Origin of the sequence: Arthrobacter sp. Leaf337, from assembly GCF_001423745.1 — a bacterium.
Classification (GTDB): domain Bacteria; phylum Actinomycetota; class Actinomycetes; order Actinomycetales; family Micrococcaceae; genus Arthrobacter.
The window spans coordinates 1-19,363 of the sequence record NZ_LMPC01000027.1; the positions used below are offsets into that span (position 1 = coordinate 1).

16 protein-coding genes and 1 pseudogene are annotated in these 19,363 nt (G+C 66.5%); 7 read left to right on the forward strand and 10 right to left on the reverse strand.

Annotation, left to right across the window (positions count from 1 at the left end):
* Positions 1-221: 221 nt before the first annotated feature.
* The gene (locus ASF98_RS17385; protein ID WP_055804404.1) at positions 222-2,306 is read right to left on the reverse strand and encodes a PhoX family protein; all 2,085 of its coding nucleotides are present in this window, start codon (positions 2,304-2,306) and stop codon (positions 222-224) included.
* 196 nt (positions 2,307-2,502) lie between these two features.
* The gene (locus ASF98_RS17390; protein WP_055804407.1) at positions 2,503-3,546 is read right to left on the reverse strand and encodes an o-succinylbenzoate synthase; all 1,044 of its coding nucleotides are present in this window, start codon (positions 3,544-3,546) and stop codon (positions 2,503-2,505) included.
* Between the two features lie 765 nt (positions 3,547-4,311).
* Here ASF98_RS17390 and ASF98_RS17395 point away from each other — a divergent pair.
* Complete coding sequence (locus ASF98_RS17395; RefSeq protein WP_055804410.1) at positions 4,312-5,226, forward strand: phosphatase PAP2 family protein; 915 nt, start codon at positions 4,312-4,314, stop codon at positions 5,224-5,226.
* Positions 5,227-5,234: 8 nt separating this feature from the next.
* Here the strand turns inward: ASF98_RS17395 and ASF98_RS17400 are convergent, their stop codons facing one another.
* Positions 5,235-6,062, reverse strand: a complete 828-nt coding sequence (locus ASF98_RS17400) for a hypothetical protein (protein ID WP_055804413.1) — start codon at positions 6,060-6,062, stop codon at positions 5,235-5,237.
* A gap of 344 nt (positions 6,063-6,406) precedes the next feature.
* On the opposite strand from ASF98_RS17400, the gene ASF98_RS17405 reads away from it, so the two are divergent.
* Positions 6,407-7,624 (forward strand): aminotransferase class I/II-fold pyridoxal phosphate-dependent enzyme, encoded by a 1,218-nt coding sequence (locus ASF98_RS17405; protein WP_055805064.1) that lies wholly within the window; start codon positions 6,407-6,409, stop codon positions 7,622-7,624.
* Positions 7,625-7,653: 29 nt separating this feature from the next.
* On the opposite strand, the gene ASF98_RS17410 is transcribed toward ASF98_RS17405, so the two are convergent.
* Positions 7,654-8,991, reverse strand: a complete 1,338-nt coding sequence (locus ASF98_RS17410; RefSeq protein ID WP_055805067.1) for a BTAD domain-containing putative transcriptional regulator — start codon at positions 8,989-8,991, stop codon at positions 7,654-7,656.
* Positions 8,992-9,267: 276 nt separating this feature from the next.
* On the opposite strand from ASF98_RS17410, the gene ASF98_RS17415 reads away from it, so the two are divergent.
* The gene (locus tag ASF98_RS17415; protein ID WP_055804416.1) at positions 9,268-9,879 is read left to right on the forward strand and encodes a carboxymuconolactone decarboxylase family protein; all 612 of its coding nucleotides are present in this window, start codon (positions 9,268-9,270) and stop codon (positions 9,877-9,879) included.
* Positions 9,880-9,934: 55 nt separating this feature from the next.
* Here the strand turns inward: ASF98_RS17415 and ASF98_RS17420 are convergent, their stop codons facing one another.
* Entirely contained in the window at positions 9,935-10,582 is a 648-nt protein-coding gene (locus tag ASF98_RS17420) for a TetR/AcrR family transcriptional regulator (RefSeq protein ID WP_055804419.1), read from the reverse strand.
* 82 nt (positions 10,583-10,664) lie between these two features.
* On the opposite strand from ASF98_RS17420, the gene ASF98_RS17425 reads away from it, so the two are divergent.
* Complete coding sequence (locus ASF98_RS17425) at positions 10,665-11,753, forward strand: flavin-containing monooxygenase (RefSeq protein ID WP_235506062.1); 1,089 nt, start codon at positions 10,665-10,667, stop codon at positions 11,751-11,753.
* Between the two features lie 84 nt (positions 11,754-11,837).
* On the opposite strand, the gene ASF98_RS17430 is transcribed toward ASF98_RS17425, so the two are convergent.
* The 3 genes from ASF98_RS17430 to ASF98_RS17440 are packed head-to-tail and all read right to left on the reverse strand — an operon-like array spanning position 11,838 to position 14,683.
* A complete protein-coding gene (locus tag ASF98_RS17430) occupies positions 11,838-13,487 on the reverse strand; it encodes an alpha-amylase family glycosyl hydrolase (RefSeq protein ID WP_235506063.1) in 1,650 nt (549 codons plus the stop codon).
* Positions 13,484-14,218 carry a hypothetical protein gene (locus ASF98_RS17435; protein WP_055804422.1) on the reverse strand — a complete coding sequence of 245 codons (735 nt, stop codon included), beginning with the start codon at positions 14,216-14,218 and terminating at the stop codon, positions 13,484-13,486. The genes ASF98_RS17430 and ASF98_RS17435 overlap by 4 nt, the downstream gene beginning before the upstream one ends.
* 9 nt (positions 14,219-14,227) lie before the next feature.
* The gene (locus tag ASF98_RS17440) at positions 14,228-14,683 is read right to left on the reverse strand and encodes a DUF1579 family protein (RefSeq protein ID WP_055804425.1); all 456 of its coding nucleotides are present in this window, start codon (positions 14,681-14,683) and stop codon (positions 14,228-14,230) included.
* A gap of 81 nt (positions 14,684-14,764) precedes the next feature.
* Between ASF98_RS17440 and ASF98_RS17445 the strand changes: the two genes are divergently transcribed.
* Positions 14,765-15,757 carry a zinc-binding metallopeptidase family protein gene (locus ASF98_RS17445; RefSeq protein ID WP_055804428.1) on the forward strand — a complete coding sequence of 331 codons (993 nt, stop codon included), beginning with the start codon at positions 14,765-14,767 and terminating at the stop codon, positions 15,755-15,757.
* Positions 15,758-15,822: 65 nt separating this feature from the next.
* Here ASF98_RS17445 and ASF98_RS17450 read toward each other — a convergent pair whose 3' ends face one another.
* A complete protein-coding gene (locus tag ASF98_RS17450; RefSeq protein ID WP_055804431.1) occupies positions 15,823-16,446 on the reverse strand; it encodes a dihydrofolate reductase family protein in 624 nt (207 codons plus the stop codon).
* Positions 16,447-16,547: 101 nt separating this feature from the next.
* Entirely contained in the window at positions 16,548-17,765 is a 1,218-nt protein-coding gene (locus ASF98_RS17455; protein WP_055804434.1) for an MFS transporter, read from the reverse strand.
* 198 nt (positions 17,766-17,963) lie between these two features.
* Here ASF98_RS17455 and ASF98_RS25180 point away from each other — a divergent pair.
* Both ASF98_RS25180 and ASF98_RS25185 read left to right on the forward strand, forming a co-directional pair.
* Positions 17,964-18,644 (forward strand): annotated as a pseudogene (locus ASF98_RS25180) (CAP domain-containing protein); the annotation flags it as partial.
* A gap of 258 nt (positions 18,645-18,902) precedes the next feature.
* A complete protein-coding gene (locus ASF98_RS25185) occupies positions 18,903-19,340 on the forward strand; it encodes an S-layer homology domain-containing protein (RefSeq protein ID WP_442854050.1) in 438 nt (145 codons plus the stop codon).
* The last annotated feature ends 23 nt before the right edge of the window (positions 19,341-19,363 follow it).

Sequence of the window (19,363 nt, forward strand, 5' to 3'; positions counted from 1 at the left end):
CACGCTGGACCTCAGACAAAGAACTATATGCACGCATAAAAACTGCTCCCCGGAAGTCGGAACTGAATTTCTCAGTCCAACTTCCGGGAAGCAGTTCATCCCGGCCGTGCGGCCGTGGAAGTGAGAGAGCGTTCTGAAGAAACCCGCCAAAGGTGAGAGAGCGTCCCAAAAAAACCGGCAGGAAGTGAGAGAGCGTCCGTACTGGATGGGGCCAGTCGGTCCTAGGCGTCCGTGCGGAAGACCTGGACCACGGAGGGGCGCGGGGCACGGACCTGGCCGCGCGCCGGCGTCGTGCCTGCCGGAACGTAGTCCGGGAAGTACGAGTTGGGCGCGTCGAACGTCCCGTCCTCGCCCGGGTGCTGCACGGAGACGAAGACGGTGCGCTCGTCGTCGTGGATGATCGGTCCGCAGGTCTCGCCGTCGCGCGGCACGGCCAGGAACTGCTCCACCTTGCCGCGCTCAGCACCGTCGAGCGTGACCTTGAACAGGCCGTCCGCGCGGCCGATGCCGGAGGGGGCGCCGTCGGTGGAGATCCAGAGGTTGCCCACGGAGTCGAACGCCAGGTTGTCCGGGCAGGAGATCGGCGAGACCTGGTCCACCGGGAAGCCGGAGAAGTAGGTGACGTCGCCCTGGGCCGGATCGCCGCAGACCATCAGCAGGTTCCAGGTGAACTTGGTGGAGGTCTGGTCGCCGGTTTCGGTGATCTCCACGATGTGGCCGTCGCGGTTGGCGTTGCGCGGGTTGATCTCGGTGGCGCCTTCCTTGCCCACCTTGCCGCGGTCGGAGTTGTTGGTGCAGGCCACGTAGACCTTGCCGGTGTGCAGGCTGGGCTGGACATCCTCACAGCGGTCCATCTTGGTGGGGCCCACCTTGTCGGCGGCCAGGCGGGTGTAGACCAGCACCTCTTCCACGGACATGCCCGTCACCTTCGACACGCCGTTCTCAACCAGCGCCAGCCACTCGCCGGTGCCGTCGAACGAACCGTCGGACGGAACCGCTCCGGTGCCAGTGATCTCCGCGGCAGGCGAGTTGCCGGTGAACTTGGCGACGTACAGGTTGCCCGCGGACAGCAGAGTCATGTTGTGCTTGCGGTCGCCCTCGCGGTACTTGTCCTTGGAGACGAACTTGTAGAGGTAGTCGAAGCGCTCGTCGTCGCCCGAGTAAGCCACCACATGGCCGGACTCGGCCACGATCACGTTGGCGCCTTCGTGCTTGAAGCGGCCCAGCGAGGAGTGCTTCTTCGGGGTGGAGGTGGGGTCGAACGGGTCAACTTCCACGATCCAGCCGAAGCGGTTGGCCTCGTTTGCGTAGTCGGCGTTACGGGTGTCGAAGCGGGGATCGTCCAGTTCCCACTGGCGGGCCGTGGGCTTGTTCGTCAGGCCGTAGCGCTTGTCGTAATCGGACGTGCCCGGGGAGACGAAGTAGCCGTTGAAGTTCTCTTCGCCGGAGAGGATGGTGCCCCAGGGGGTGGTGCCGCCGGAACAGTTTCCCAGCGTGCCCTTGATCCAGCGGCCCGCATCATCGCCCTTGGTCTTGACCAGCGAAGAGCCCGCAACGGGACCCGTGAGTTCGTAGACCGTGCTGTTCAGGTAGCGGCGGTTGAGCCCGGCGCCCTTGACGTAGCTCCACGGCTGGTTCTTGTTCTTCCGCTCCAGCTCCACCACTGTGAGGCCGTGCGCGGCCTGGCCGACTTTCCGGACGTCCGCGGCCGGCATGGTGGCCGGGAACATGATGCTCTCGTTGGTGTATTCGTGGTTCGCGAACAGCAGGGCGCGGCGGCCCTTGCTGCCGGAGATCTCCAGGATGTCCGAGTAGTCGTTGTTGTAGCCGAACTGCTGTTCCTGGGCGGCGGCCGTCTGGTTGTTGAGGTCGAAGTCCGGCGCGGTGTTGAAGATCGGGTCGCCCCAGCGGATGACCGGCTGCCAGGTGAACCCTGCGGGCACGGTCAGCTTGTCCACGTCCGCGGCGACGGACGGGATCGCGGTGAACTGCAGCTTGGATACGCCGAAGCCGTCCTTTGCAGCGGCGGCGAGGCCCGTGCCGCCGTCGGCCACTGCAGTTCCGGCGGACGTTACTGCACTGCCGAGCACGACGGCGAGCGCGCCAGCGGCGCCGAAGCCGAGGGCGGCGCGGCGGGACATCGTGGCAGAGGCGATGTCGCGGAAGTAGCTGTTGGAGCTGGTGTTGCAGACCTCGCCCGAGCAGGCGTTGTCGCACTTCAGCGCACAGGTGACGGGGCTGCGCTTGCCTTTGGTGTGGCCGAGCATGGGTAGCAGGGCAAACTTACGTCCGGTCGTATCAGACATGGGGGCCTTCCAAGGGATGTGATGCGGTCCCGCCCACCCTTCCAGCGGATCCCAACCGGCAGTTGTCAGACAGGTGAAGATCCGGTGAACAGGAAGGAGTGAGAGAGCGTCGCAGGAAAACCCGCGGGAAGTGAGAGAGCGTCGCAGGAAAACCGACAGGAAGTGAGAGAGCGTCCGGGGTGGGGGAGCGGGGAGGTTACGGGCGGTCGCCTGCCGGGGATGCCAGCAGGGCGTGGACGCGGCGGAGGCGCTCCAGCCACCAGTCCCGGCGGTCCGGGGAAGCGGCGTATCGCTCCAGCAGCCCGGCGTCGGCGCCGACGTCGCGGACGCGGATGGCGCCGTCGTCGGCCACCAGCGGGTCCAGCGTGATGTCCTGCTCAAACAGTGACACCGTTCCCAGCCCGCACGCGTACGGCAGTTCGGGGAGCGCCGCCGCCAGGGCCAGCCCGGCGCGGATCCCCACCGAGGTGTCCAGCGCGGAACTGACGACGGCGGGCAGCCCTGCTTGGGCGACGATGTCCAGGGCGCGGCGCACTCCCCCGAGCGGCGCCACCTTCACCACGATCAGGTCGGCCGCGCCCGCCCGAGCCACACGAAGGGGGTCGGATTCCTTCCGTACGCTTTCATCCGCGGCAATCAGCACGGGGATGCCGGCGGCCCGCAGCCGGCGGCGCACTTCGGCCAGGCCCTCGATGTCCGGCACCGGCTGCTCGGCGTATTCAAGCCCGACGGCGGACAGCCGGGTCAGTGCCTCGACGGCGGCGGGCACGTCCCAGCCGCCGTTCGCGTCCACCCGGATGGCTGCGTCCGGGAGGGCGCTGCGGACGGCGGCAACCCGGGCGGCGTCGTCGTCGAGCGTCTGGCCTCGTTCGGCCACCTTGACCTTGACGGCGTCCACCCGGCCGAAGCGGGCCAGGACGTCCGGAACACGGTCCGAGGCAACGGCGGGAACGGTGGCGTTGACGGGAATCACGGAGCGGACGGGAGGCGGAAACCCCTCCCAGCCGGCCTCGATGGCGGAGGCGAGCCAGGGGGCGGCTTCGTCGTCGTCGTATTCGGGAAAGGGGCAGAACTCCCCCCAGCCGAGCGGGCCGTCCAGCAGCAGGGCCTCGCGCCGGGTGATGCCCCTGAACTTCACGCGCATGGGCAGGCTCACCACATGTACGGACGCCGCAAGCTGCTCCAGCGAAGGCAAAGCCGGGAACGAATCAGGGAGCTGGCGTTTGGCGTCGGCGGGCATGATTTCACTCTACCGGCCACGTCTGACGGTTATGGGGCCCGCGCTTTAAGCGCCTGGGCCAACAAGTCCTTGGTAGGGCCGACGGCGACTGGGGGCGAGCTTCACGTTTTATGAGACTCGTCGCCGCCGGCCCAGCTCAAGGAGCCCCGGGCATGCATTCCCTGCGGTTAGCCGCCTGATCTGCTGCGGGGCGGCCGGTGTAAAACCCGGCCGTTAAGAAGATCGTAGGGATTGAATGCCGGGCCCACATGAGTGAGTGCTACTCGTTTTTGCCGGTGGATGGTACTCAAGGAAGCGGCCATCACGCGCCGCCAATAGCGCATGATGGCCGCCTCCGGTGAGCGGCATCCAGTGGGTCGTTTGAGTGGGGCTACCGGTGCCCGCGGCCGTCATCATTGGCGCGGTCCAGCAGCTTGCAGATGTCCTTCGCGCGCCGGATGCTGTTGTGCTTAAGGGCCCGGGCCCGGAGACGTACTTCCCCCCGATAGCAGCGCCAGCGATAGAGTGGCGGGCATGGTTTTGCGGATGCCAATGCCCGTAGTGTCACCGTCCCGGGTCATTGGCATCCGCTACGGCCGCCGGCTTAGTGCTGATCGGCTGACGCCCGCTACGTCCCAGCCTATGAAAAATGGCCGCCGCCCGGCACGAGTATTTGCTACCTGTTTTGGCGGCGGATTGTTGCCAGTGTCCGCGGCGGATACGGTGCTCTCCTCCCCCAATCCAGCACCGGTCTCCGGCCTGTTCCCAGCTTTCTGTGGGACGCTGATGGTGATGAGTTCCCACCTTAAAGATTCCCGACGACGGCGGCCCGCCGGGCAGGTGCGTGGCGCCGTGGCGCTGGGTGCTCTGTGCATCCTCGCGACGCTGGCCTGTGTGGCCGGCCTGATCGCGACGTACTACTTCTTCGTGCGGACCACCACGGGCCAGTACATTGACGAATCGGCGCTGGTGGAGGCCGTGGCCATCCACGGCCCTGCCGGGAAGGCCGCCACCCGGTTCCTGGACTGGCTGCCCACGGTGTCGCTGGTGGTGGGCGCCGTCGTCGTCCTCCTCGTCTCGGTGATCCGGAAGCGCTGGCGTGCCGCCGGCATTGCCGTTGCCGCGTGCATCGGGGCGAACATCGCCACGCAGGTCCTGAAGGCGCTGTTGCCGGAGCGGCCGTTCCGCGGCGTGGAGACCCTGGAGCTGAACTCGCTGCCGTCCGGCCACACCACGCTCGCTGCCTCCGCCGCTGCCGCGGTGTTCCTGATGGCCTCACCGCGGTGGCGGCCGTTCGCAGGATTTGCAGGCGGCAGCTTCGCGATCATTTCCGGAGTTTCCACCGTGGTGAACCAGTGGCACCGCCCGTCCGACGTGATTGCGGCCTTCCTGCTGGTGGGCGTATTCGTCATCCCGGCCGGCTGGCTCATCATCCGCACCGGGAACACCTGGAACGTGTGGGACGGCTTCGGCGGGCACTGGGCGTCCTCGCGCTGGTGGCTGCGGCTGCCGGCCCTGATCTGCCTGGTATTCGCCGCGGCCGCCGCCTTCCTGCTGACCCGCTACGTGCCCGGCGAGGGCGGCAGCGGCACGAGCTACTTCTGGGGCGGCATCTCGCTGGTCGTGGCGGCCGGCTACCTCGCCGCCGTGGCAACCACCGCCCTGTTTGCGTTTGCCGCGCGCCGCCCGGCGGGTGGCTGACAGTCCGGCTACTCCAGGAACGAGGCGTTGAAGGAGTTCAGGTCCACCGGAATGCCGTTGAGGCTCTGCTCGAACTTCTGCTGAATGCCGATCCGCATGGTGCTGGAGGTGTTCCAGCCGCCGTACTGCACCGGCGTAGGCGCGAGGTAGTCGGCCGTCCAGGTGGAGTAGTTAAGGTTGCTTGCAGTGTTGGTGTCCCAGAGCGGCACGTCGGCGAAGGCCGTGCTGCCGCCCATGAGGTCCGGCCACATGCCGCTGCCGCTGTAGATAACCGGCCGCACGCCCATGCTGCGGACGCCGTCCACCATCTCGCGGGTTACCGGAGGGCTGCCCGGCTCCACGTCCAGGGCGAAGAACTGAAGCTGGGCTGCATACGGTCCCGCGGCGCTGATGCCGCCCCGCCAGCAGGAGGCGTCCCGCGTGTACACGGCAATTTTCAGGCCTGCGTCCAGCGCCATCTTCAGCTGGGCCTGGGTCCGGTACCAGGGGTCGCAAGTACCCCATGCGGTGGAGTGCATCACGTAAAGCCTGATCCCGGCGTCGTACGCTTTTTTGAACCAGGCGGGATCTGAGATCGCGGCTGTCGTGTCCACTACCTTCACCGAAGGGCTGGTGGCGGGCGGGCGGACCTTGGCGGGCTGCATCTTCACCTCCTGGACTGAGTTCTTAAAGGCTGAGTCGTTACGCGCCGAAGCGGGCTGCAGCGCTGCCGCCTGGACTTCCGACGCCGGCGTGGCCGCGGCGGGGGCCGAAACCGGTGCCGCGGCGGGGGGCGTTCCGAGGCCCAGCAGGAGGGGCAGTGCCGCGAGGGCGGCAACAAGGTTGATCTGAAGCAAAACGATACTCCTGGGTCTGGCCGGCCCGGTTGGATCGGGGGCAGGCATGGCGCAGCGAAGGCCGCGTTCGGGTGAGATGCGCAGTTGATCGAGCCCAGTTCCCGGTCAACCCATGGGACCGCGCACAAGGTGCGCCGAGGTCCGCCCCCTACTTTACGGATGTTGCAGCAGGTAGCGAAAAGCGGAAAAGAGAGTTGACCTGCCGGGTCCCTCATTGGTATAGGCCAGCGGAGTTCCGTCCCATTTACATTGCCGCCGGCGGGGGCCAGAATAAATCGCACAACAGCCTCCACTGGCTCAGCAGCGAGCTGACTTCCGTGCTGCTTAACCAGGGGGCTGATTTCATGGCCGGCATCTACGATTCAAAACTCTCCACCCGCGTGGATTTCCCGGCCCGGGCCAGGGCGGTGGCGTCCATTCCATCCTTGCTGAGGGTGCAGGGATTCCTGGGCACCCATGCCCGCCGCCAGCATGACCCGGGAATCTGCGATTTCACTTTGGGCAATCCGCATCAGATGCCGCAGGAGGCGTATGTCTCGGCGTTGCGGGACCAGCTCGAACCCCGGAACGAAAGCTGGTTTGCCTACAAGACGAACGGCGCGGAGGCCCAGGTCGCCGCGGCCCAATCGCTGCGGCGTCTGCTCGAGATGCCGTTCGAGCCGGAGGACTTCCTGCTCACCACGGGCGGTTTCACGGCCATAGCCATGGCGTTGAAGGCCGTGGCCGATCCGGGCGACGAGGTGATTTACAGCCTGCCGCCGTGGTTCCTGTACGAACCGATCATTGTTGAGGCCGGGCTGGTGCCGGTCAAAGTGCACATCAACCCCGAGACGTTCGACCTGGATCTGATGGCCATAGCCTCCGCCATTACGCCGCGGACCAGGGTGGTGATCGTCAATACGCCCAACAATCCCACGGGCCGGATCTACCCGGAGACGCTGCTGGTGAAGCTGGCCGCGATGCTGGAACTCGCCTCGGAGCGGAACGGGCGGCGGATCTATCTCCTGTCTGATGAGGCCTATAACCGGATTGTGTATGACGGCGCCCGCTTCCACAGCCCGGCCGAGTTCTATCCGTACACGCTGCTGGCCTACTCCTACGGCAAGACGCACCTGGCACCCGGGGAGCGCGTGGGGTACCTCGCTCTGCCGCCCACCATGCCGGACCGGGACGGCCTGCGCGAAATCCTGAGCGCCCTTCAGGTTGCCCTGGGGTGGATCTACCCCAACGCCCTGCTCCAGTACGCGTTGCCCGCGCTGGAGACGTTCACCATCGACGTCGCGCAGCTGCAGCGGAAGAGGGACCGGCTGTACCAGGAGCTGACCGGGATGGGCTACCAACTGCACCGGCCGGAGGGCTCGTTCTACCTCTTTGTGCACTCGCCGGTGGCCGATGACGAAGCGTTCACCGAGTCCCTGGCCGCCCGGAACGTCTATGTCCTGCCGGGGGTCCTGTTTGAAACACCGGGGTTCTTCAGGATCTCGCTGACCGCCAACGAGGACATGGTGGAACGCAGCCTGCCCGTGTTCGCAGAGGCCATCCGGCTGGCGGAGGTTGGGTAGGGCGGAAGCAGAAGCGCGAGCCAGGGGCCCTAATCGTTGCCCTGTCCGAGCCTGGCCACTATGGACGGGTGCACCAGCATGTTGCCCGTTTTCGCATGACGGAGCGTTTCCAGCACGAGCGCCAGGGGGCCTTCCTTCGGAAGGAAGGCACACACTCCCATTGCCGCGGCTTCGCACAAAGCCGCGGGCGTACATTCGGCGGTCAGCATCACGATTCTCGTCTCCGGTAACGCCAGCAAGATCTGCCTGGCGGCGTCCAGCCCGCTACCGTCAGGCAGCCGATAGGACATGATCACGGCATCGGGCTTCACGGAACGCGTCATGGCCACACCTGACTCGACTGACGTTGCTGCCCCCACGCCATGCAGGCCCGGCTCGCGCTCCAAGGCATCAGTGAGCTGCTCGACGAACATTTCGGGGTGTCCAATTGTCAGGACCATCCGTTCGGCCTCCCCCGGCTCCGGTCGCCTTGGCTCGGGTCGCGCGTGTCCGGTGCCTCCAGTGCCTGGGGTACCCGCAATCTCGAGTACGGTCTCCGGTTCGTCGGTAGCGGCCGTGCCTTGCAGGAGGCGGGCGTGCGCCGCCTGCAGGATCGGCCCCGGCGCGCACCCCATTTCCTGGTCCATCACGTGCCGGCACCGGTCAAATTCCCGCAGCGCTGCGGTCAGCTGCCCGGACCGTTCCAGCCCAAGGACCAGCACCGTCCAGGCGCGTTCGGCCAGGGCATCGTCCTCCAGCGCGGCGGCTGCCCAGAGGATGGCGGTTTCTGATTCTCCCAGCGCGCACGCCGCCTGGGCAGCTTGGACTTTGGCCTCCACCACCCGCGCCGCGTGCAGGGTTCTTTCCTCCTCCGCCCAGGCGGGCAGGAGTTCTCCGCCGAGCAAGGGCGCTGGAGCAAGGGCGAGTGCCTCCGTCAGGAAGCTGAGAGCCTGCCGCGGTTCAGCCTGCGCGGCCAGGCGGAACAGGACGTCGAACCGGTCGAGGTCCAGGTCCACCAGGGCCCTGTCCATGAGGTAGCCGCCGGTCACTGTCTTCAGCGGTCCGGCCCGTCCAGACCCGGGCTGCAGGTGGCGGCGCAGGACGCTGACGTGGCTTTCCAACGTTGGATGCGCCAGGACGGGGGCGCGACCCTCCCACAACAGGTCGATCAGCCGCCCCTTCGACACCGGGCTGCCCAGATGGAGCAGAAGGATTTCCAGGATCTGGCGTGGCTTGGGTCCGCCCAGGTCATGCGCGCCCAGCGTCAGAGCCCCGCGTCGAACGGTCAGCGGACCCAGGATGCTGACGTCCAGCTTGCCGGACGGAACCATGGCCTCCGAAGCCGACAACCCTCTGTGCGGTTCTGAAACCAATTCCACTTCCAGCATGCGGGAAACCCCCAATTCCACACCGACGGCGATTAGGGACCATCCTTACTCAGCAAGCTGATCATTAGCCTGAGTAACCGCTACTTGTTAATCGGCCCCGGCTCCCTCAAAAACCGCCGTCGGCTACCCACTGCCCCTGCCATTCCGCCGAACACGCCGGGCCATGTGTTGACTCACCGCGGGTCGCGGAGGAATATCGCAGGTGTCCGCACCGGCGCTGTCAGGGCTCCCGCCGTCGTGCAGCGCGGGTGGCCCCAGCCGGAAGAAGGATCGCGCATGTCCATATTCGCCACCACTCCCGAAAGCCAGGCGTTCGGCCAAAAGGCGAAGATTTACGACGACGAACTCCGGTCCCGCGGTTACGTCGCCAAGCACGCCAAGGACCTGGCGGTGAACCCGGAAGCGTATCTGGCGTTCGAAGCGCTCATCAGCGCCATCACCCAGAACATGGACCTCCGGCGGTACGAGCTGGTCACCCTTGCCGCAGCCCAGGCACTCGGATCCGCCCATTGCCGGCTTGCCCACGGGCTAAAAGCCCTGCGGGCCATTGACGAGGAAGAGCTGATCCAGATCGCCCGGGACTACCACAACGCGGGGCTGTCACCGGCGGAGGTGGCCATGATGGAGTACGCCGAACGGATCAGCACCGACGCCGTGAACATGACGGACTCGGACACGCTGGAGCTCAGGGACCACGGCTTCACCGACCGGGAAATCCTGGACATCACCCTCGCGGCTGGCGCCCGCAACTACCTGAGCCGCGTGCTGCAGGCCATCGCCGCCGAGGTGGACGTACCCACCAAGCTCTCCCCGCAGCTCCGCAGCGCCCTGTTGGCGCCGCTGGCCAAGTATGGAGCCGCCGCGAAGCCCCGCCACCGGGACGCCTGAACCCGCCGCCGTCAGGCCGCACGCCAGGCCAGCTCCTTACGCCAAAGGGGGCTCCCTACGCCAAAGCAGCTGCGAGCGCCCTGAGCATCCACTCCCGGTATGCCTCCGGGGTCCAGCCGGCGTCGTTCACCAGCGTGCGGTAGGCCTGAGGGTGCCCCAGCGACCAGATGGCAGCGGCAGCGTCCTCATCCGACATCCCCGACGTCAGGCCGCCCCGCTCCCGGACAGCCGCGGCCGCCTCGTGGTACCGCGTCAGCCGTTGCAGCGCCCGGGCCTTTTCCAGCTTCGCCACTTCCGTATCCACCGCCGCTGCCTGGGCAATGACACCCAGCACCGCCCCTGTCCGCTGATGGACTTCGACGAACCAGTCCGCCAGCACAGCCAGCATGGATTCGAGATCCGGAGCCCGGCGGGTCCGTTCGCGCATGAACTCCAGCACCTGCACCGGCGCGTTTGGCCCCGATGCTGCGGCGTCCAGCACTGCGGAGAGGAGCGCCGCCTTATTGCCCACGGAGTTGTAGACGGTCTGCACCGCAACCCCGCTCTCCACCGCGATGCCTTCGATGGTGGTGCGCACGTAGCCGTTCGCCAGGAAGAGCCGGCGGGCGGTGGCCACAATGTGCAGCCGGGTGTCCGCCGCCTGGGCCGTCCTGCGGGTGACCTTGGGTGATGCAGGGGTGGGTGCTGTGGTTTTTCCTGGCATGAGATTAGACTATCCCTCCACTCACTGGAATGGTATTCTAACCATATCGGAGCATAAGGTCGTTCGGTCAAGGGAGCCAGTCATGGACCAGGACGTGCATCAGTTTGATGTAGTGGTGCTCGGCGCCGGGCAGGCGGGTCTTGCCGCGGGCTATCACCTGTCCAGAGCGGGGCTGCGGTTCGTCATTCTGGAGCAGGCACCCCGGATCGGGGATGGCTGGCGGGCCAGGTGGGACTCCCTTCGGCTCTTCACCCCGGCCCAGCGCGACGGCCTCCCCGGCCTTGCCTTCCCGGCGGCCCGCAACACGTTCCCTTCCAAGAACGAGTTCGCCGACTACCTTGAGGCCTATGCCCGGGAGTTCAGCCTTCCGGTCCGGACCGGGGTGCACGTGGCGGGCGTTCGTCCAACGGACTCCGGCTTTGCCGTCACCACAGGCGATGGCGTGCTTCAGACGCACAACGTCATTGCCGCGGTCGGCGCCAACGTGGTCCCCCGCGTCCCGGCTGCGGCCGCCGGGCTGGATGGCGGGATCCTCCAACTTCACGGCTCGCAGTACCGGCGCCCGTCGGACATTCCGGAGGGGGACGTCCTGGTGGTCGGCGCCGGGACCTCCGGTGCCGAGATTGCGTTGGAGCTCGCTGCCACCCACCGGACCTTCATCGCCGGCCGCCCCACGCCGCACGTTCCCGACCCTGTGCTGCGCTGGGCCGACCCCCTCTACTGGCGCTTCATCCATTTCATCCTGACGACGGACAACCCGCTGGGACGGAAGGTGCGCGCCAATTTCCACCGGCGCGGGGCGCCGCTGATCCGGATCTCGGTCAAGGACCTGGACAGGGCCGGCGTGGTCAGGCTGCCGCGGTTCAGCGCCGTTGCCGGCGGACAGCCGGCGTTCGACGACGGCACGTCCCGCAGCGTACGGACCGTCATCTGGGCGACGGGCTACAAGCCGTCGCTCGAGTGGATCGAGGGCCTGAGCCTGACGGAGTGGGGCTGGCCGGAAACCCGCCGCGGCGCCGTGCCGGATCTGCCCGGGCTGTATTTCGTGGGCATGCCGTTCCAGTACTCGCTCACGTCGGGCCTCATCGGCGGAGTGGGCCGGGACGCGGCGTATGTTGTGGACGGAATCCTGGCGCGAACCCGGGAAGGCGTCCCCGCTCAGGTTAAGTAGCCCCGCTCCCCCAACTAGGTAGCAGTTAATGTCGTTATGGGGGCTCAAAACGACATCTAATGCGACCTAGTTGGGCGGGGCGATCTAGTTGGGCGGGGCGAGTTCGAAGATCCCGCAGCCGAAGCCGTCCGCGTGGATTCCGCCGTCGTCGACCGTCACGCCCTTGCCGATCAGGCTCCGGACTGCCGAACCCGGAGGAAGCTCCACCGTCACCCGGGCCGCACGCCGGAGCGGGTTGACGACGACCAGGTGCGTCTCGTTCCTGAGGTAAACGAGCGGATAGCCGACGGCGAGCAGTCTTCTGGACGGCCGGGTTCCCAAAGCCGGGGTTGATTTACGGAGTTGGACCAGGCCCCGGACAAAGTGCAGGAGCGACTGTGGATCGTCCATTTGTTCCGCTACGGTGGGCCGTTCCGGGTCGGGATCCTGCGGAAGGTACAGCTCCTGCGGCGGCGCTGTGGAGAATCCGGCGTTGGGAAGGGAGTTGTCCCACTGCATCGGGGTCCGGCAGCCTGCACGGTTGTATTTGGGCGTCCAGATGCTGCCTTCCTTCTCGGGGGCATCTTCCAGGTAGCGCATGCCGATCTCGTCGCCGTAGTAGATCGACGGAATGGAACCCCAGGTCAGCAGGAACGTGAAAGCCGCCGGGAGTTGTTCCCGCGTCCGGTTCCCGCACACCAGCCGCGAGAAATCGTGATCGGCGGAGGGCAGCACCACCAGGCGATCCGTCCCGTTGGTCTCGGGATGGTGATTCCACAGGCTGAGGAACCTCTCAAAAGCACGGGTTCCCGCGGCAGCGTCAGCGTCAGCGTCGAAATAGCAGGGCTCGGTGCTCTCCTGCCAGGGCAGGATGCCCGCGCCGCCGTTGTTGAAGAGCGCGCTGTGTTCGTCGTGGATGACGAGCGAGAAGTCCGCATCGAAGCCGCCGCGCACTCCGGCGTCCGCGGTCCTCAGCTCATCGCTCTCCGGGATGAGGACGGCGTCCGGATAAGCGCCGCGCATCCACTCCCCCAGCTCACGCCACAGAGCCGTGGTCTCAACGAGGCCGGGGTCGTCCTTCACCAGGGAGAATGCCATGTCCACGCGGAAACCCGCGATGCCCTGATCCAGCCAGTACCCGATGATTTCCCGGAGCGCCGCCCGGTTCTGTTGGGGTCCCGCCGCGTCCGGCAGTTGGCGCCACGGTTCGTCCGGCGTCAGCCGCGCAAATCCAAAATTCAGCGCCGGCTGCTCCGGGAAGAAGTTCTTCAGGTACCAACCGGGGCGGCTTCCCGGCGCGGCGACAAGGGCATCACCGGCGCGGTCCGACCAGACGTAGCGGTGGTCGGACTCGTCGTTCATGGATGCCTGGAACCACGGATGGTCAACGGACGTGTGGCCCGCCACCAGGTCCAGCAGCACCCGGATTCCGCGCGCGCCCGCTTCCTGGACGACGGCGATCATGTCCTCGTTTGTCCCGTAGCGAGGGGCGATGGTGAGGTAGTCCGACACGTCGTAGCCCGCATCGCGGAAGGGCGAGGCGAAGCACGGGTTGAACCAGATCACGTCCACCCCAAGCCACTCCAGGTAGTCCAGGTGCCGCCGCACCCCGGCGAGGTCACCCACACCGTCTCCATTCGAGTCCGCGAACGACTGGGGATAGATCTCGTAGATCACGGCGTCCGCCAGCCACTGAGGGGCCACCACGGCGCCGGCCGTTGCCTCCCTGCCAGCAGATGCCTCCACGCCGGTCACGAAGGCGTCCCCGGCAGAGCGTGGTGCGCGGCGGGGTCGAACGGGTCAAATGCGGCCGTGCCCATCATGAAGATCCCGCGCTGGGGAATCCAGAAGTCGCCCAGCCGGGTCTGCACCGGGAGGGGTTTCAGGCTGCCCAGGTCCTCGCCCCGCAGCGTGGCAGTGCTTCCCGAGATGAACCACACCCGCTTGGGGTTGGCCCGGAAACCCTGCCCGTTGGGTACCCGGCCAATGAGCCCCATCTTTCCCGACTGCAGCACCGGGCCTGCCACCGCTCCCATGACCCGCAGGAACGCCGGGTTCCGCCACAGTCTGGCCGGCAGGGCGGAGGCGACCGCGGACATCGCCCGGGTGATTGGTGTGGCGGCGAGGCTGACCTCCCAGTGGAGGCCGACGTCGTCCGCTATATCCACCGTGAAGCGGTGGTCATCAAGCCACGCGACGTCGATCCGGTGGACCGAGGTGGACTCCAGGGCGCTGCCGAAGTAGCGCGGGCAGGACACCGCAGCGGGCACACTCGTGTACATGGTCCAGGAACCGGAGGGGCGGCGCACCCACACCGACGTGTAGCCCGGCCCAACAGAGGTGACAGCGAACCTGCGCATGGCGAGCAGGTAGCCGGAGCTGAACGCCTGCCCCATGAGGCCGTAACCGGAAAACCGCTCGTCTTCCCCGTCCGGCAGCCGGGATTCGCGATCGGCGGAGGCGATGATCGCCCTGATGGACTCCATGGCGCGCCCCTACGCCTGCCGCCGGTAGGTGGCCTCAACCACCTGGTACGGGTCGTGGCCCGGAACCACGTTGTGCATGGTGATGCGTCCGCCGTTGCCGTCGCCGGGCTCGACGTGGATCTGCCAGCCCCAGTCGGGGCCCTCCGGAGCGGGATACGTGCAGGCCAGCCGGGCCACGCCGTCGTCGTCGATCGTCCCGGACAGGGTGAGCCACTGCGGCGCCGCATGGAAGGAATCCACCCACACGGCGGTCGCGCCCGCCGGACCTGAGCCCAGAAGCAGCAGGCCGTTCTGCGGCTGGCCCTCCTGCGACCAGGTGTACTCGATGGTCACGAAGTCCTTGGCCGTTACCGCGACCGTCGCGGCCGACACTGATTCCTGGTACTCATCGGTGGGCATGAACCGGAAACGGTTGTGGCCCTGCCAGCTTCCGGTGAACGGCGCCAAAAATTCGACAATTTTCATACGGGCAGTCTGTCCCGGATCCGCCTGCACCGCTAGTAGCGCAGCCCGGCGAAGCACATATGACAAGGGTAGGATCGTGAGGTGAAAAAACAATCCTGCGGTGCCTGCGGTTCGGCCGTTTACTTTGAAAACTCGGTCTGCCTGCATTGCGGGACCAATCTCGCTTACCTGCGGAGCTCGCGCGCCGTGGTGGTTGCGGACAGCCAGGGCCGGCACACGGATGCGTCCGGAAACACCTGGCACCGCTGCGTCAATTTGTTGCTATCCGGGTGCACTTGGCTTGCGCCGGAGAGCGGCCGCCAATGCTTCAGTTGCGAGCTCACGCGTACTCGACCGAACGACAGCGATGCCAAAGGCCTGACGCAGTTCGTTGCCGCCGAGCAGGCCAAGCGCCATCTCATTGCCGAACTCGATGAGCTTGGCATGCCCATCGTGACCCGCGCCGAAGATCACGACGGCGGCCTGGCGTTCGACCTGTTGTCCAGCGTCAAGGAAGATGTGGTGATCGGACATGCTGAGGGTGTCATTACCATCAATCTGGCCGAGAGCGACGACGCCTATCGCGAAAGAATGCGAACCCAACTCGATGAACCGTACCGGACCATGCTTGGTCATTTCCGGCATGAAGTGGGGCACTATTTCGAGACGGCGCTCGTGTTCGGCCACGAGGGACGGACGCGCGAGGCGAGGGAACTCTTTGGCGACGACACCAAGGACTACCAGGCAGAAATAGACCGCCACTACAGCGAAGGCGCTCCGGAGGACTGGAACGAGCAGTACATTTCAAAATACGCCACCATGCATCCCTATGAAGATTTCGCCGAGTCTTTCGCCCACTACCTGCACATCTGCGACACCCTCGATACCGCACGGGAGTTCGGACTAATTTCTGCCGCTTCCCGGGATTCCTCTTTCCGTACGCGTGTGGAAGAGGAGTGGCTGCCCCTCTCCATAGCTTTGAACCAGGTCAACCGCAGCATGGGGAAAGCCGATCTCTACCCCTTCGTTCTCTCAAGTCCCGTGATCGACAAGCTCGAGTTCGTCCACGGGCTGCGCACTTCAGCGACCCCCTAAGCCCGCCGGCGGCGGGCGGCCCCGGCCTCCTGTTTAGGCTGCTCGGGAACTGCCAATGGACCCACTTACCCTTCCGGCTCGCCGGCCGACATATCGCCGACGTCGGGCGTGCCCTCGGCGAGCGCGTAGCGCTGCAGCACCGCCCCCTTCGGTGAGGCGAGCACCGGCTCGATGAGGGTGAGGTTCGTCGGCACCACCCCGTCGGCGAAGACCTTCTTTCCACTGCCGAGGAGGATCGGATACACCCAGAGGGTGAGCCGGTCGAAGAGCTTCTCGGCGAAGAGGGTCTGCACGAAGTTGAGGCTGCCGATGACGTGGGTGTTCTCGTGCCGGTCGCGCAGTTCGCGCACGCCGGCCGCCACATCAGGGCCGAGCAGTGTGGAGTCGGCCCACTCGAGGGTTGGCGCCTGCCGGGAGGCGACGTATTTCGGGATGCGGTTGAACAGCTGCGCGATGTCACCGTGCTGATGCGGCCAGTACGCGGCAAAGATATCGTAGGTTCGGCGCCCCAGCAGCAGCGCGTCCATCCCGGCCATCCCGGACTGGATCTGCTCGCCGACCACCTCGTCGATGAGGGGTGCCTGCCAGCCGCCAAACTCGAAGCCGTCCGCAGGGTCCTCGTCCGGGCCGCCGGGCGCCTGCGCCACGCCGTCGAGCGTCGTGAACAGGTCTATGTGGATCAGTCCCATGCCGTGTTCCTCCTCTGTCGCCCGTCGTCGTCCCGGCGACGGGATCACTTCGAGGCTGGCACACGATTCCCGGCGAAGCAACAGGTAATGGACGCCGGCCGCTAGTAGTTCCGGCGGTGCCTGAGCCGGGGAATGGTGATGGCAAATACGACGGCGGCGGCGAACCCCAGTACGCCGGTGGCCCACACGCCGGCCCCCAGTGAGACGGCGGCGGTGACGCCGGAGAGGAGCACCGGGCCGCCGGTGGCGCCGGCGTCGGCAATAAAACGCCAGAGCCCCAGGAACTGGCCGCGGCCGCGGTCCGGAGAAAAGTCTGCGCCTAGGGTCATGATGAGGCCGGAGCTGATGCCGTTGCCGAACCCGATCAGCAGCGCCGCCAGCAGCAGGCCCACAAAGCTGCCCGTCAGCGGGATGAGCATCAGAGCGGTACCCATGATCACCGTGGACGGGATGGCCACCCACTGCCTGCCCTTGCGGTCCATGAGCTTGCCGGCCGGGTAGAACACCAGCATGTCGATCGCCCCGGAGAGTCCGTAGATCAGCGAGGCGTGCGTGGCGTCCATGCCCAGGTTGTCCGCCCACAGCGGGATGACCACCTGACGGGACGCTCGCAGTGCGCTGAGCAGCAGGATGCCGGCGCCCACGGTGAGGAACACCCCAGCGTGGGACCTGGCGATGCCGCGCATCGTGGGTTCCGGTCCGCGGTGCGCGTCGCCCGAACCGCCAACAGCGGGCAGGTCGGGGATGGTGACGGACAGGACGGCGGCCGCGGCCATGGCGGCCACACCCACCCAGTACGCGCCGCTGATCCCGGCAAACTGCATGACGCCGGCGCCTACGAACGGCCCGATGAAGATGCCGATCCTGCTCACGCCGCCCAGGGTGGACAGGGCGCGGGCGCGGAAGGCCACCGGCACCGCTTCGGTCAGGTATTTCTGCCGGGCCAGGCTGAAGACGCTTGCAGCCATCCCGACGACGATCATCGCCACGGCGAGCAGCCACAGTCCGTTGGGAATCACCGAGGACAGCCCCGCCGCCGTCAGCGCCAGCGCACCCGCCGCGGCGGCCCCCACGATGGACCAGCGTTCCCCGAATTTGAGGGTGATCAGGGAGGCCGGCAGGTTGAAGAACCACGAGCCCAGGCCGATCAAAGTGACGATCAGCGCGGCCACCGCCACGGACGCGCCAAGGTCGCGGGCCGAAAGCGCCACCACCGGCAACACCGCTCCCTCACCGATGCAAAAGAGCAGCGCGGGCCCGAACGCGGGGACGGCAATGCTGCGGAGGCTGAACGGTTTCGTGGCTTGTGCGGAGGTCATCCCTTTCATCCTATGCAGGCCCGGCCCGGACGGCCGCCCGGGCCAAAGGACTCGCAATACAGATTCCCGTGGCGGAATGGAATTTGATTGTTTGGCCGCAATCTCTGTGGCATTCTTTGCATGTCGCTGCGCTTCCGGGGCCAGCGAATCCTGGGGGCTACCGGAGGTCTCATCGCTGCACCATTTCCCCCGGCTCACATGTCTAAAACGGGGAGAAATCAATTGCACCAATTCACTACAAGTCTGCGCTCGTTGCGGAATACCAGAACTGCACGCAAAGCCGCAGCCGCCCTCACCTGCACCGCACTGCTTTCGGCCACTTTCTTTGTGGGCGGCACGGCAGCCACTGCGGCTCCGGTAGCGCCGGGCGCGGAAACATCCAACGCCCAGGGCGAGCAGGTGGGAGCCCCTGCAGTCGCACCGGCACCCACCGGTAAGGCGCTCGACGCCGGCCAGGCACCCGCCGCCGGCAGCGGCGCCGTCACCGGCGGCGGCCCCGTCACCGAGGGTGCCACGCCTGCCGGCGGGACGATCGACAGGACAAACAGCCAGCAGATCACCGATGTCTTCAACGCCATCAATGCCTTCCGGGCCACCAAAGGGCTAAAGGCCGTGACGTTCAACGCCACCGTGTCAGAAATGGCCGAGGACTGGTCCGACTACATGGCCACCAGCGGCAATTTCGGACACAACCCCGGCTTTTATTCGGATCCTCGAGTGGAAGGCCGCTGGACCTACGCGGCGGAAATCATCGCCGGCCGCCCGGACTACTCAGGCTCCGGGCTTGTGGATCAGTGGATCGCCTCACCCGGCCACAATGCGATCATGAGTGACCCCAACTACACCACCATCGGCGTCGGAATCGCCCGCGTCCAGGATGAGGTGTACCTCCTGGGCACCGTGAACTTCTTCAACTTCGAAGTCGCCCCGGCCGGCAGCTACACCACGGCCGCGGACTTCCTGAACAGCGGGTCCGAAATGTCCGGGCCGTTCGCGGATGTCCCCGCCGGAACCCAGTTCGCGGGCGAAATCAACTGGCTCGCCAGCAAGGGCATCAGCACGGGCTGGAAGGAAGCAAACGGCACCACCACGTACCGCCCGGTGACACCAGTCAACCGCGACGCGATGGCGGCGTTTATGTTCCGCCTGGCCCGCCTGGGAGGACAGCCCGACTACACACCCCCGTACTACTCGTGGTTCGATGACGTTGCTCCCGGGACGCAGTTCTACAAGGAGATCAACTGGCTGGCAGAGTACGGCATCTCCGGCGGCTGGGATGAAGGCAACGGCCAGTACACGTACCGTCCGCTGACGACGGTGAAGCGCGACGCCATGGCGGCGTTCCTCTACCGTCTGGCGGGCCAGCCCGAGTTCACTCCCCCGGCCACCTCGCCGTTCGCGGACGTGACCACGTCGACCCAGTTCTACAAGGAGATTACCTGGCTTGCCTCCGTGGGTATCTCCTCCGGCTGGGACGAAGGAAACGGCAGGTTCACCTACCGTCCGCTGAACTCCGTCAACCGCGACGCCATGGCTGCCTTCATGTACCGCCTGTACAGCATGCCGGTCAGCTAGGTACGGCTGGACAGGTGTCGACG